This is a genomic window from Acidovorax kalamii (assembly GCF_002245625.1).
Lineage (GTDB): Bacteria > Pseudomonadota > Gammaproteobacteria > Burkholderiales > Burkholderiaceae_C > Acidovorax > Acidovorax kalamii.
The window spans coordinates 230,950-243,731 of record NZ_NOIG01000004.1 but is presented as its reverse complement, the minus strand read 5'-3'; the positions used below and the strand labels follow the sequence as shown (position 1 = coordinate 243,731).

Sequence of the window (12,782 nt, the reverse complement as noted above, 5' to 3'; positions counted from 1 at the left end):
AAAATGGCCTCTACCGCTCGACCAGCATGCCTGAGTAGCTATAAATTAGTGAGTATCCTGAAGGGCTTGCTGCTGCAGCTGCACCAGCTGGGCGATGCCCTTTTCGGCCAGGCCCAGCAGCTGGTCCATCTCGGCGCGGGTAAAGGCCACGCCCTCGGCCGTACCCTGCACCTCCACATAGTGGCCCGCGCCGGTCATCACCACGTTCATGTCGGTGTCGCAATCCACGTCTTCCACATATTCCAGGTCCAGCAGCGGCGTGCCCTGCACGATGCCCACCGAGATCGCGGCCACGGGCTGCAGCAGGGGCGACTGGGTGATCCTGCCGCTGGCCAGCAGCTGGTTGACCGCGTCCTGCGCCGCCACCCAGGCGCCGGTGATGGCTGCGGTGCGGGTGCCGCCGTCGGCCTGGATCACATCGCAGTCGAGCTGAATGGTGCGCTCGCCCAGCAGCTTGAGGTCAAACACCGCGCGCAAGCTGCGGCCGATGAGGCGCTGGATCTCTTGCGTGCGGCCAGTCTGCTTGCCGCGCGCGGCCTCGCGGTCGCTGCGGGTGTGGGTGGCGCGCGGCAGCATGCCGTATTCGGCCGTGACCCAGCCTTCGCCACTGCCCCGCTTGTGGGGCGGCACGCGTTCTTCCACCGAGGCGGTGCACAGCACCTTGGTATTGCCGAACTCGATCAGCACCGAGCCTTCGGCGTGCATGGTGTAGTGGCGGGTGATGCGCACGGGGCGCAGCTGGTCAGCGGCGCGGTCGCCGGTGCGAAGGAATGTGGTCATGGTTCTTGGGTGTCCAGAAAATGCCTTCCATGCGCCGCCCAAGGCGCACGCCAGAAAACGAAACAGGTCAGATAGCAGGCCTGCGCCCGCTGCACGAGGCCGCGCAGCCGAGGCAGGTCAGTCAGGCTTTTCGAGCAGCAGAGCGACGAATCGCCTCGTTGATTTCGGCAATCGAACGCTCGATGGCCGCGTCGTCCAGGTCATCCACCAGCCCGTCGAGCGGCCCCGCCTGGATGGTGGATGCAAACACGTCTTCGCTGATGCTGTCGGTGGATACGCCCTGGGTGGACTCGAACGCATCGGGCGTCTCCCACTCCAGCGCCACCACGGTCACGTTGTCACTGCTGTCGCCCGCCTTGCGCAGGGCGTCTTCGACCAGGTCGGGCACGGCATGCGACACCGCGTTGCGCGAGAGCTGCTTGGCGATCTCGTCGTCGCTGAGCGTGCCCCACAGGCCGTCGGAGCACAGCAGGATGCGGTCGCCCTGCTCCAGGTACACGGGCCCGGTGATGTCGTAGATGGGCTTGGTGGGCGAACCCAGGCAGGTGAACAGCACGTTGCGGTTGATCCGCTCCAGCCCCGGCGGCGGGTTGTTGCGCAGCTCCATGTACGAGTGGTCGCGCGTGCGGGTGAGCAGGTCGCCGTCTCGCACCATGTACAGGCGCGAATCGCCGCAGTGGATCCAGGTGGCGGTGCCCGCCTGCAGCACAGCCGCCACCAGCGTGGTGCGGGGCGTGTCGAGCATGCCTTTGTCGGTGGCGTAGCGCAGGATCTGGTGGTGCGCCGCCAGCAGGGCGCCGGACAGGAATTCCTGCACATCCTTGAGCTGGGGCTTGGCCTCGCGCTGGAACAGCGCCGAGACGGTCTGCAACGCGATCTGCGCCGCGATCTCGCCCTCGGGGTGCCCCCCCATGCCATCGGCCAGAACAAACAGGCCCGATTCGCGCGTGTAGCAATAGCCCATGCGGTCTTCGTTCTTCTCGCGGCCACCGCGGCGGCTGATCTGGAATACGGAGAACTTCATAGTGATCCACGCAAACAAGGATGCACCAATGCATCGTTACTGAAACTGCGCCATGCCCGAACCCGCTTTGCGTGGGCCGTTTTCATTTGGGTTTGGCTCCGATGCCGGTGGCTTCACCCACCTTCTGTACATTTTTCTTGGTGTCGGACACCAGGGTGTCGAGCTGCAGGCGCATCTTCTCGGCCACCGAAAGCTTGGTGTAGCGGCGTTCGCCTTCGCGGCTCAGTTCCTTCTGCAGCGCAAACACCGACTGCGGGCGCGACAGCGGGTCGAGCGCCATGCACCATTCCACCACCTCGATCAGGTTGTCGGAGTACACGCCGCGCAGCTTGGTCAGCGCCAGCGAGAGCCGGTCCTTGTCGATGCGCTGCGGCGCCTCATTGGGCGGAAAACCCTGCATGCAGGCGTAGATGCAGGCGCCGATGGCGTAGATGTCGGTCCAGGGGCCCATGGACGAGTCGCGGCGGTACATCTCGGGCGCGGCAAAACCAGGGGTATACATGGGGCGGATGAAATTGCCCTCTTTGCTCAGCACCTCGCGCGCGGCGCCAAAGTCGATCATCACGGCCTTGTTGTCGTCGGTGATGAAGATGTTGGCGGGCTTGATGTCCAGGTGCAGCATCTTGTGCTGGTGCACGATGCGCAGCCCGCGCAGCACCTCGTCGAACAGCGAGCGGATGGTGGATTCGCGGAAGACCTTCTGCGTCTTCAGGTCGCGCGCGGTGATGATGAAGTCCTGCAGGGTCGCGCCCTCCAGGTAGTTCATCACCATGTAGACGGTTTCGTTCTCGCGGAAGAAGTTGAGCACGCTCACCACCGAGGCGTGCGAGATCTGCGCGAGCGCGCGGCCTTCTTCAAAGAAGCTCTTGAGGCCCAGACGGTAGAGCGAGAGCTTTTCGGACGGCACCTTGGGCAGCAGCTCGCCGGGCGCGCGGGTGGCCAGCGACGAGGGCAGGTATTCCTTGATGGCGACTTGCTGGCCTTCGGCATCCAGGGCCAGGTAGACCACACCAAAACCGCCGGAAGACAACCGGCGCACCACGCGGTAACCGCCAATTGCGGTATCGGGCGGCAAGGGTGCCGGCTTGATTTTTGACATATTTTGCGAAGATGATTCGGGGGCAAGGCGGAACCCGGATAATCGCCGGATCGCAAGCAACCATCAAAAAGTCCAATGCCAGTTTACAGCATGACCGGATACGCCAGCGCACAGCATGGCGCATCTGCCGCCGGCGCTGAAACCGACGCCCGCGCACCCCAATCGCGCCGGCTGGGACTGGAAATCCGCTCGGTCAACAGCCGCTTTCTGGACCTCTCGTTCCGCTTGCCCGACGAACTGCGCGCCCTGGAGCCTGCCCTGCGCAGGCTGCTCACGGCGCGCCTCAAACGCGGCAAGGTCGAGGTGCGCGCCGCCCTGGACACCGACGACAGCAACACCCTGCAGGACCCGCCCCCGCGGCTGCTGCAGCGGCTTAACTCCCTGCAGGATTCCGTGCGCGCCTGGCTGCCCAGCGCCGCCCCGCTCACGGTGGCCGACGCCCTGCGCCTGTGCGCCAACGCCCATTCCGGCACGGAAGACTGGAGCGAAGCCGTCCCCGCGCTGGCCGAAGAAGCGCTCACCGCCCTGCTGGCGGCCCGGGAACGCGAAGGCAAACGCCTTGCGACCATGCTGCTGGACCGGGTCAAGCAGCTGCGGACCCTGGCCCAGCAGGCGGTGCCCATGGTGCCACTGCTGGTCGAGCAACAGCGCCAGCGCTTCATGGAGCGCTGGAAGGAAGCCATGGCCCTGACCGACGGCGCCACCCTGCCCGAGGCCGCCCGCGACCGCGCCCTGACCGAGGCCACCGCCTTCGCCATCCGCATCGACGTGGCCGAGGAAATCACCCGGCTCGACTCGCACCTGGACGAGATCGAGCGCCTGCTCAAAAAAGGTGGCGAAGTGGGCAAGCGCCTGGATTTCCTCATCCAGGAACTGCACCGAGAGGCCAACACGCTGGGCTCCAAGTCGGCGGCTCTCGACCTCACGCGCATCAGCGTGGACATGAAGGTGCTGATCGAGCAGATGCGCGAGCAAGTGCAAAATATCGAATAACACTCATTTTTTGATAGCGCACAGCGCACATCAACTATGGACTATCCCGGAAATCTCATCGTAGTGGCGGCGCCCAGCGGCGCTGGCAAATCCAGCCTGGTCAAGGCGCTGCTGGAGCTGGACTCGCACGTTCACCTCTCGGTCTCCCACACCACCCGCGCCCCGCGCGGCCAGGAGAAACACGGCCGCGACTACTACTTCGCGTCGCAATCCGAGTTCGACGCGATGGTGCAGAGCAATGCCTTCGTGGAATGGGCGCATGTGCACGGCAACCGCTACGGCACCTCCAAGAAAGCCATTGAAGAGCGCATCACCCAGGGTTCGGATGTGATCCTGGAAATCGACTTCCAGGGCGCCCTGCAGATCAAGGAGGCCTTTGCCAACGCCGTGCTGGTCTTCATCCTGCCACCGAGCTGGGAAGAGTTGCGCTCACGCCTGGAGCGGCGCGGGGAAGACACGCCGGAGGTGATCGAAGTCCGCCTCAAGAATGCAGCCGAAGAGATGGCACAGGTCAGCAAATTCGACTTCGTTATAATTAACGAATTGTTTGAGCGCGCGCTTTTCGATCTGAAGGCCGTTGTTCACGCCCAGCGACTCAAGTACGTCGCCCAGCGCCGCGCACGTGCTGACACCTTCCAGTCGCTCAATATCACCTGAATCCCGGAGTAAAACGATGGCACGCATCACTGTAGAAGACTGTCTGGAAAAGATCCCCAACCGCTTCCAGCTCGTGTTGGCCGCCACGTACCGTGCCCGCATGCTGAGCCAGGGCCATGCCCCCCGCATCGAAAGCCGCAACAAGCCTGCCGTGACCGCCCTGCGCGAAATCGCCGAAGGCAAGGTGGGCCTGGAAATGCTCAAAAAGGTTCCTGGTTGAGCCGTTTTCTGGGCAACGCCCCCGAAAGAGCACCGCGACAGCGGTGCTTTTTTTTTCCCGGAATTCGTCCGATGCGCTCCCGCGCTACATTTAAGGCATGAACGCGGTGCTCAACTCACCTTCTGCAACGCAGCCCCGGCCTGGCGATCTGCCGACTGCAGGCAATCTCTCGGCTGCGGCCGCTGCCGCCAACGCAGCGGCGGCCAGCTTTGCCGCGCTGACAGACAGCCTCGACTATCTGGATGCATCCAGCATTGAGCAAGTGCGCCAGGCGTACCGCTTTGCCGACGAAGCGCATCTGGGCCAGTTGCGCAACAGTGGCGAGCCCTACATCACGCACCCGATTGCCGTGGCGGCCCAATGCGCCACCTGGAAGCTCGACGCCCAGGCCCTGATGGCCGCCCTGCTGCACGATGCCATGGAAGACTGCGGCGTCACCAAGGCCGACCTGATTGACCGCTTTGGCGCGCCCGTGGCCGAACTGGTGGACGGCCTGACCAAGCTGGACAAGCTGCAGTTCAACACCCGCGAAGAGAACCAGGCCGAGTCCTTCCGCAAGATGCTGCTGGCCATGGCGCGCGACGTGCGCGTCATCCTCATCAAGCTGGCCGACCGCACACACAACATGCGCACGCTGTCGGACATGCCGCGCAGCAAATGGGGCCGTATCTCGTCGGAAACACTGGAGATCTACGCCCCCATCGCCCACCGCCTGGGACTGAACCAGACCTACCGCGAACTGCAAGACCTGGCGTTCAGGCACCTGCACCCCTGGCGCTATGCCACGCTGTCGAAAGCCGTCAACAAGTCGCGCAACCGCCGCCGGGACTTGGTGCAGAAGGTGCAGACCGAAGTGGATGCCGCCTTCTCCAAGATCGGCATGAAGGTGCGCCTGGCGGGTCGTGAAAAAACCCTGTACGCCATCTACCAGAAGATGGACCTCAAGCACCTGAGCTTCGCGCAGGTCACAGACATTTATGGCTTTCGGGTGATCGTCCCCACCGTGACGGACTGCTACACGGCGCTCGGGGTGCTGCACCAGATGTACAAGCCGGTGCCCGGCAAGTTCAAGGACCATATCGCTATTGCCAAGCTCAATGGTTACCAGTCGCTGCACACCACACTGGTCGGCCCCTCGGGGGTGAATATTGAGTTCCAGATGCGCACCGATGAAATGCACGTCATTGCCGAGGCTGGCGTGGCCGCGCACTGGCTGTACAAGGCGCAGGACGGTGACGGCACTTCGGCAGAACGCCTGGGCACCAAGTGGCTGCAGTCACTGCTGGACATCCAGAACGAGACGCGTGATGCCGCCGAATTCTGGGACCACGTGAAGGTGGACCTGTTCCCCGACGCGGTCTACGTGTTCACCCCCAAGAGCCAGATCATGGCCCTGCCCCGGGGCGCGACCGTGGTGGACTTTGCCTATGCCATCCACAGCAATGTGGGCGACCGCACCACGGCAGCCAAGATCAACAACGAGCAGGTGCCGCTGCGCACCGAACTCAAGAACGGCGACGTGGTCGAGATCATCACGGCCCCCGTTTCCACCCCCAATCCAGCGTGGCTGGGGTTCGTACGCACCGGGCGTGCCCGCTCGAAGATTCGCCACTACCTCAAGACCCTGGCGCAGACCGAGTCAGAGGGCCTGGGCGAAAAGCTGCTGACGCAAGCCATTCGCGCCGAAGGCCTGGAGCAACTACCGCCTCTGAACGCAGAAACCCAGCCCCTGTGGGACAAGCTGTTGCGCTTTACGGGCAACCGCAGCCGCAGCGAACTCATGACCGATCTCGGCCTCGGCAAGCGCATCGCCAGCATCGTGGCCAAGCGGCTGATGGTGCTCATGTCTGAACACGGCCATCGCCCCGATGCCTTGCTCATGACCCGCGAGCGCTATACCTCGCACGAAACACTGTCGCAAGGAGCCGTCACGCTCGACGGCAGCGAGAACGCCTCGGTGCAGTACGCGTCCTGCTGCCGCCCGGTCCCCGGCGACAGCATCGTGGGCTACCTGGGCCGAGGTGAAGGCCTGGTTGTGCACAACGTGCATTGCAGCGTGGCCAAGCGCTTGCAGCACAAGGACAGCGAGCGCTTCATTGCGGTGGACTGGTCGGACGAACCCACACGGATGTTTGAAACGGGCGTGGTGGTCACCGTCACCAACGGCAAGGGCGTGCTGGCCCGGGTGGCAGCAGAGCTGGCGAACTCCGAAGCAGACATCACCCACGTCGATATGGACGATGAGGCAGCACTGGACACCACGGACCTGCGCTTCATCGTTGCCGTGCGCGACCAGGCGCATCTGGAGTCGGCGCTGCGCAACCTGCGCCGCACCCAGGCTGTTATTCGGGCAGCCCGCATCACACCCCAGGCCTGAGAAGCCTTCCAGCAGCACCACTCAGCAGAGGACGGGGCCGCGGAAACCGCCTCTCTGCGAGCAACGGTCCCAACAGGGCTCAAGGTGAAGGCGACGGGTAGCGGACCTCCACCACCTCCAGATGGCGAACGCCCCCAGGGGTTGGCAGCTGAACCTCATCCCCCACACGGGCCTTGAGCAGCGCGCGCGCCACTGGGGAAATCCAGCTGACCTGGGATTCGCGGCTGTCAGCTTCGTCAATGCCCATGATGGTGATGGTGCGCTCGACACCTTCATCGTCCAGATAGGTCACCGTCGCACCAAAATAGACTTGGTCGCTTCCTGCATGTTGACTGGGATCGACAACCTCGGCGATCTCCAGTCGCTTGGTCAGGAACCGGATGCGCCGATCGATTTCGCGCAGGCGCTTCTTGCCGTACAGATAGTCGCCGTTCTCGGAACGGTCGCCGTTGCTCGCCGCCCAGTGCACCACATCTACTATCTTGGGGCGCTCGTTGTCGATCAGGTCGAGCAATTCATCCCGCAAGCGCGCATACCCCTCGGGCGTGATGTAGTTCTTGCCGCCAGCAGGCAACGGTGGCAACGCCAACTCTTCATCGTCAGCACCATCGGTCTCTTTGGTAAAAGCCTTGCTCATCGCCAGATACTCCCGATCAGCGCAAAGCGCGCGGACAAATGAAAAAGCCTGCAATCTTGCGATTGCAGGCTTTAAACATTGGTGCGGCTGGCAGGAATCGAACCCACGACCCCTTGGTTCGTAGCCAAGTACTCTATCCAGCTGAGCTACAGCCGCTAAGCTTTGAATTATAGCATGATTTCTTGGCGACCCTTGAAATCTTTCTTTCTATTTGCACCCACTTGGTGGTGGCATGTCGCAAACAAAATCTAATTCAGCGCAAGCCACGATTGTAATGCACTCCAAGGCGTCTCCAAGAGAAACAGGGCACATTGCCGTTGAAAAATGGCTTTGATCACGATGATCACCCATGCGGGCAATGGGTGGTAGGGCGTGTTGGACTTGAACCAACGACCAAAGGATTATGAGTCCTCTGCTCTAACCAACTGAGCTAACGCCCCAAGCCATGCTCCAGCGCTATACAACGGGGCAAGCGCCGTATTGTAGGGGCTTACTTGCGATGGCTGAGCGCGTTGGAGACCAGCTTGGAGGTGATGTCCACAATCTGAATCATCCGGTCATACGGCATGCGCGTGGGGCCAATCACCCCCAGTGTGCCCACCACCGTGCCATCCACTTCGTAAGGGGCACTGACAATGGACAACTCTTCAAAAGGCACGACCTGGCTCTCCCCCCCGATGTAGATGCGCACACCTTCCGCCTGGCTGGAGATATCGAGGAGGCGCAAGATCTGCGTCTTTTGCTCGAAGAGATCAAAGGCCCGCCGCAGGTTGCCCATGTCACTGGAAAAGTCGCTGACTGCCAGCAGGTTGCGCTCGCCAGAGATGACGACTGCATCCTGTGCCTCCGACAATGCTTCGGACCCAACATTCACCGCCGCCTGCATCAGCGATGCAATTTCACCGCGCAGCACATCCACCTCAGACTTCAGTCGCTCGCGCACTTGCTCCATCGCGAGCCCCGCGTAGTGCGCGTTCAGGAAGTTGGAGGCTTCAATGAGCTGAGACTGGGAGTAGTCCGCTTCGGTAAAGATCACCCGGTTCTGCACATCGCCTTCGGGCGAGACGATGATGACCAGGAAGCGCCGCTCGGAGAGCCTCAAGAACTCGATGTGGCGAAACACGGAGGTGCGCCGAGGCGCCATCACGACACCCACAAACTGCGACAGATTGGAAAGCAACTGCGCAGCGTTGGCGATCACCTTCTGCGGCTGCTCGGGGGCAAGCTGGGGAGCCGTCAATGGATCCCGCTGCACGGTCAGCATGGTGTCCACGAACAGCCTGTAGCCCCGCGCAGTGGGAATTCGACCCGCCGAAGTGTGAGGGCTTGCGATCAGCCCCAGCTCTTCCAGATCAGCCATGACATTACGGATCGTGGCAGGCGACAAATCCAGGCCGGAAGCCCTGGACAGGGTCCGGGACCCCACCGGCTGTCCGTCGGCGATGTAGCGCTCGACCAGGGCTTTGAGCAACAACTTGGCGCGGTCATCGAGCATGGAATGATTTTAATGATGTAATTTCGCGATGACGTCCAATTTCCGCCATGTCGCACTCATAGGCAAGTACCAAGCTTCATCTGCGGGCTCCACAGGGGACAGCTCTCGCCAGGCTTTGGAAGACATCGCCCACTTTCTTGAACGCCAGGGCTGTGAAGTGGCGCTGGAAGCGGAGACCGCCAGCAATGCGGGGCTGACGCATGACTACCCATCGCTGAATGTAGACGAGATCGGTGCCCGGTGCGACTTGGGCTTGGTAGTGGGCGGGGACGGCACGATGCTGGGCATCGGCCGCAGGCTCGCACGGTTTGGTACGCCGCTGATCGGGATCAACCAGGGGCGGCTGGGGTTTATCACCGACATCCCCTTTGACACTTACCAGGCAACCCTCTCACCCATGCTCAAAGGTGCATACGAAGAGGATCTCCGCCCCCTGATGCATGCCACTGTGGTGCGCGATGAGCGAATAGTGTTTGAAGCCCTTGCCATGAACGATGTGGTCGTGAACCGCGGCGCCACCTCTGGCATGGTGGAATTGCGGGTGGAGGTGGGTGGGCGGCTGGTGGCCAACCAGCGCGCCGACGGGCTCATCATCGCCTCGCCTACCGGCTCGACGGCCTACTCGCTGTCAGCAGGCGGGCCGATGCTGCACCCATCCATCCCAGGCTGGGTGCTGGTGCCCATTGCACCGCACACCTTGTCCAACCGCCCCATTGTTTTGTCCGACGCCACGGAGGTGGCCGTGGAGGTGGTGAGCGGACGCGATGTCAGCGCCAACTTTGACATGCAGTCATTGGCCTCCCTGCTCCACGGCGACCGCATCCTTGTCAAACGGTCAGAGCACTGTGTGCGGTTCCTGCATCCCCAAGGCTGGAATTATTTTGCAACGCTGCGCAAGAAGCTGCGCTGGAATGAAGGGGGCTCCTGACCATGGCACTCCGGCGGATCACACTGCGTGATTTTGTGATTGTCCAGACGCTGGAACTTGAACTCCAGCCCGGCTTCACTGTGCTGACTGGCGAAACCGGGGCGGGCAAGTCCATTCTGATCGATGCTTTGCAACTGGCCCTAGGTGCACGATCGGATGCCGGGGTTGTGCGCGAGGGCTGCGCCCGCACAGACATTTGCGCTGAATTCGATTGCCCAAAGCATGTTCGGCCGTGGCTGGAAGAAGCCGGGTTTGACTCTGACGACATGCTATTGCTGCGGCGCACAGTGGATGTCCAGGGAAAAAGCCGCGCCTGGATCAATGGAACCCCCGCCACGGCAGCACAGTTGCGCGCACTGGGGGACATGCTGCTCGACATCCATGGACAACATGCCTGGCAGAGCCTTACGCGCCCTGAATCAGTGCGCGGATTGCTGGATGCGTTTGCGGGTACTAGCACGGCCGAGACCCAACTACGTTGGGCGCAGTGGCGGGCGGACCAGAAAGCCCTGCAGCAAGCGCGCCAGGCTCAGGCCACCTTGCAGCAGGAGCGTGAGCGTCTGCAATGGCAAATCGGTGAAGTGGAAAAGCTGGCCCCCGCCACCGATGAATGGGATGAGCTGGATGCGCAACACAAAAGGCTGTCGCATGCACAAGCGCTTCTGGATGCAGCCGACGGAGCTATCCAAACCCTCCAAGCAGATGACGCCGGCGCACTCAGCGCCCTGACGAAGGCCCACTTGCTTCTGCAAACCCAGGAGCACATCGAACCCGAATTTGCCAGTTTGGCCGATATCCTGGCATCGAGCCTTGCACAAGCCAACGACGTAGTCCATTCACTGCATTCGTACCTGCGGCATGCCGACATTGATCCACAGCGCCTGGCCGAACTGGATGCACGCATGTCGCAGTGGATGACCCTCGCCCGCAGATACAAGCGGGCCCCCGGGGATTTGCCTGCGCTGCTGCGGGACTGGAAGGCCGAGCTGCGCCAACTGGACGCCGCCACCGACCTGGATCAACTGCAAGCCGCCGAGGCGGCCAGTGCCAAGGCTTACCAGACGGCTGCCAGAACGCTATCGCAGGCACGCGCCAAGGCAGCACCCAAGCTATCGACGGCCATTACCCAGGCCATGCAAGGACTGGGCATGGAGGGCGGACGATTCGAAGCGTCCCTGACCCGTGCCGAGGAACCCGCAGCCCATGGAATGGATGATGTGGTCTTTCTGGTAGCTGGCCATCCGGGCATGAGCCCCAAACCGATTGGCAAGGTTGCCTCTGGCGGCGAGCTGTCACGCATCTCCCTTGCCATCTCTGTCACCACGAGCGAGCTGGGCATGGCGCCCACCCTCATCTTTGACGAGGTGGATTCTGGCGTGGGCGGCGCCGTTGCAGAAACCGTGGGCCGGTTGATGCAGCAACTGGGCCGGGACCGCCAGGTCCTGGCGGTGACCCATCTGCCCCAGGTCGCGGCCTGCGCGCACCACCATCTCAAGGTGGCCAAGCGCAAGAGTCCAGCAGGTACCACCAGCATGGTGCTGGCCGTTCAAGAAGATCAACGTGTTGCCGAGATTGCGCGTATGCTGGGCGGCGAGCGTTCAACGGCCACTACCTTGGCTCACGCCCGAGAGATGCTGGGCCATGTGACCACAACCCTGGCAGTGAATAGCTGATGGCACTTGAAATTGTCCTGATCACTGGGATGTCGGGCTCCGGGAAGTCCGTAGCCCTGCACGCGCTGGAAGACGCCGGGTACTACTGCGTAGACAACCTCCCACCCGAGCTGCTGCCCGCCTTCGTTGCGCTGGAGCATCGCCACCACGGGAACCGCGTAGCCATCGCCATGGACGTGCGCAGCGCAACCTCGCTGCACCAGGTCCCCCAGGAGCTGAATCGCCTGCGCAGCCTGGGCGTGGCCGTGCAATCGATCTTTCTGGATGCCACCATCGATACCTTGGTGCGGAGGTTCTCCGAAACGCGCCGCCGCCACCCCCTCTCCCATGACGACCTCCAGCAGGGACGACGGGCCCTGGTGCAGATCATCGAACTGGAGCGCGAACTGCTGGCGGACCTGCGTGAGCAGTCGCACGTCATCGACACCAGCACGATAAGGGCGTCGCAACTGCAAAGTTATGTCAAGAGCCTGATGTCTACTGTGCAGGGGCAATTGACTCTGGTGTTTCAGTCCTTCGCATTTAAACGCGGCATCCCCATGGATGCAGACTATGTCTTCGACGTGCGGATGTTGCCCAACCCCCACTACGAGCCGACACTGCGCGATCTGACGGGGCTGGACCAACCGGTTGCGGACTTCCTGCGCCTGCAGCCCGACGTCAGCCTCATGCGCGCCCACATAGAGCAGTTTTTGGCGCATTGGCTGGACATGCTCGACAGGAACCACCGCAGCTATGTGACGGTCGCCATTGGCTGCACTGGCGGGCAACACCGCTCGGTCTATCTGGTGGAACGGCTTGCCGAGGCCTTCAGCGACCGCTGGACGGCGTTGAAACGCCACCGGGAACTCGACGGTCGCTGACCATCGAGCTGAGATCGGGCTGCGGATCAGCCTCCG

At 62.5% G+C, this 12,782-nt stretch carries 12 protein-coding genes and 2 tRNA genes; 7 read left to right on the top strand and 7 right to left on the bottom strand.

Going from position 1 to position 12,782, the window contains the following annotated elements:
- Positions 1–45 precede the first annotated feature (45 nt).
- The 3 genes from rph to CBY09_RS04220 form a co-directional block, all read right to left on the bottom strand.
- Complete coding sequence (gene rph, locus CBY09_RS04230; RefSeq protein ID WP_094286737.1) at positions 46–780, bottom strand: ribonuclease PH; 735 nt, start codon at positions 778–780, stop codon at positions 46–48.
- 121 nt (positions 781–901) lie between these two features.
- Positions 902–1,804, bottom strand: a complete 903-nt coding sequence (locus tag CBY09_RS04225; RefSeq protein WP_094286735.1) for a PP2C family protein-serine/threonine phosphatase — start codon at positions 1,802–1,804, stop codon at positions 902–904.
- 82 nt (positions 1,805–1,886) lie between these two features.
- On the bottom strand, positions 1,887–2,903 hold the full coding sequence (locus tag CBY09_RS04220) for a serine/threonine protein kinase (RefSeq protein WP_063463038.1): 1,017 nt from the start codon (positions 2,901–2,903) through the stop codon (positions 1,887–1,889).
- A gap of 75 nt (positions 2,904–2,978) precedes the next feature.
- On the opposite strand from CBY09_RS04220, the gene CBY09_RS04215 reads away from it, so the two are divergent.
- The 4 genes from CBY09_RS04215 to CBY09_RS04200 all read left to right on the top strand — a co-directional run bounded on the left by CBY09_RS04215 (position 2,979) and on the right by CBY09_RS04200 (position 7,150).
- Positions 2,979–3,896, top strand: coding sequence for a YicC/YloC family endoribonuclease (locus CBY09_RS04215; protein WP_094286733.1), 918 nt, complete (start codon positions 2,979–2,981; stop codon positions 3,894–3,896).
- 36 nt (positions 3,897–3,932) lie between these two features.
- Positions 3,933–4,553: a guanylate kinase gene (gene gmk / locus CBY09_RS04210; protein ID WP_094286731.1), complete on the top strand. Its 621-nt coding sequence runs from the start codon at positions 3,933–3,935 to the stop codon at positions 4,551–4,553.
- A 16-nt stretch (positions 4,554–4,569) separates the two neighbouring features.
- A complete protein-coding gene (gene rpoZ, locus CBY09_RS04205; RefSeq protein WP_005794722.1) occupies positions 4,570–4,773 on the top strand; it encodes a DNA-directed RNA polymerase subunit omega in 204 nt (67 codons plus the stop codon).
- 97 nt (positions 4,774–4,870) lie between these two features.
- Complete coding sequence (locus CBY09_RS04200; protein ID WP_094286729.1) at positions 4,871–7,150, top strand: RelA/SpoT family protein; 2,280 nt, start codon at positions 4,871–4,873, stop codon at positions 7,148–7,150.
- Between the two features lie 79 nt (positions 7,151–7,229).
- Here the strand turns inward: CBY09_RS04200 and greB are convergent, their stop codons facing one another.
- The 4 genes from greB to hrcA form a co-directional block, all read right to left on the bottom strand.
- Positions 7,230–7,787 carry a transcription elongation factor GreB gene (gene greB / locus CBY09_RS04195; RefSeq protein ID WP_094286727.1) on the bottom strand — a complete coding sequence of 186 codons (558 nt, stop codon included), beginning with the start codon at positions 7,785–7,787 and terminating at the stop codon, positions 7,230–7,232.
- Positions 7,788–7,866: 79 nt separating this feature from the next.
- Positions 7,867–7,943 (bottom strand) — tRNA-Arg (locus CBY09_RS04190).
- 207 nt (positions 7,944–8,150) lie between these two features.
- Positions 8,151–8,227, bottom strand: a tRNA-Ile gene (locus tag CBY09_RS04185).
- 50 nt (positions 8,228–8,277) lie between these two features.
- Entirely contained in the window at positions 8,278–9,282 is a 1,005-nt protein-coding gene (gene hrcA, locus CBY09_RS04180; RefSeq protein WP_094286725.1) for a heat-inducible transcriptional repressor HrcA, read from the bottom strand.
- Between the two features lie 28 nt (positions 9,283–9,310).
- On the opposite strand from hrcA, the gene CBY09_RS04175 reads away from it, so the two are divergent.
- From CBY09_RS04175 to rapZ, 3 genes are read left to right on the top strand one after another with little or no spacing between them, the layout of a single operon-like run.
- On the top strand, positions 9,311–10,210 hold the full coding sequence (locus CBY09_RS04175) for an NAD kinase (protein ID WP_063462566.1): 900 nt from the start codon (positions 9,311–9,313) through the stop codon (positions 10,208–10,210).
- Positions 10,211–10,212: 2 nt separating this feature from the next.
- Positions 10,213–11,883: a DNA repair protein RecN gene (gene recN, locus CBY09_RS04170; protein ID WP_094286723.1), complete on the top strand. Its 1,671-nt coding sequence runs from the start codon at positions 10,213–10,215 to the stop codon at positions 11,881–11,883.
- On the top strand, positions 11,883–12,746 hold the full coding sequence (rapZ, locus tag CBY09_RS04165) for an RNase adapter RapZ (protein WP_094286721.1): 864 nt from the start codon (positions 11,883–11,885) through the stop codon (positions 12,744–12,746). The genes recN and rapZ overlap by 1 nt, the downstream gene beginning before the upstream one ends.
- Positions 12,747–12,782: the final 36 nt, after the last annotated feature.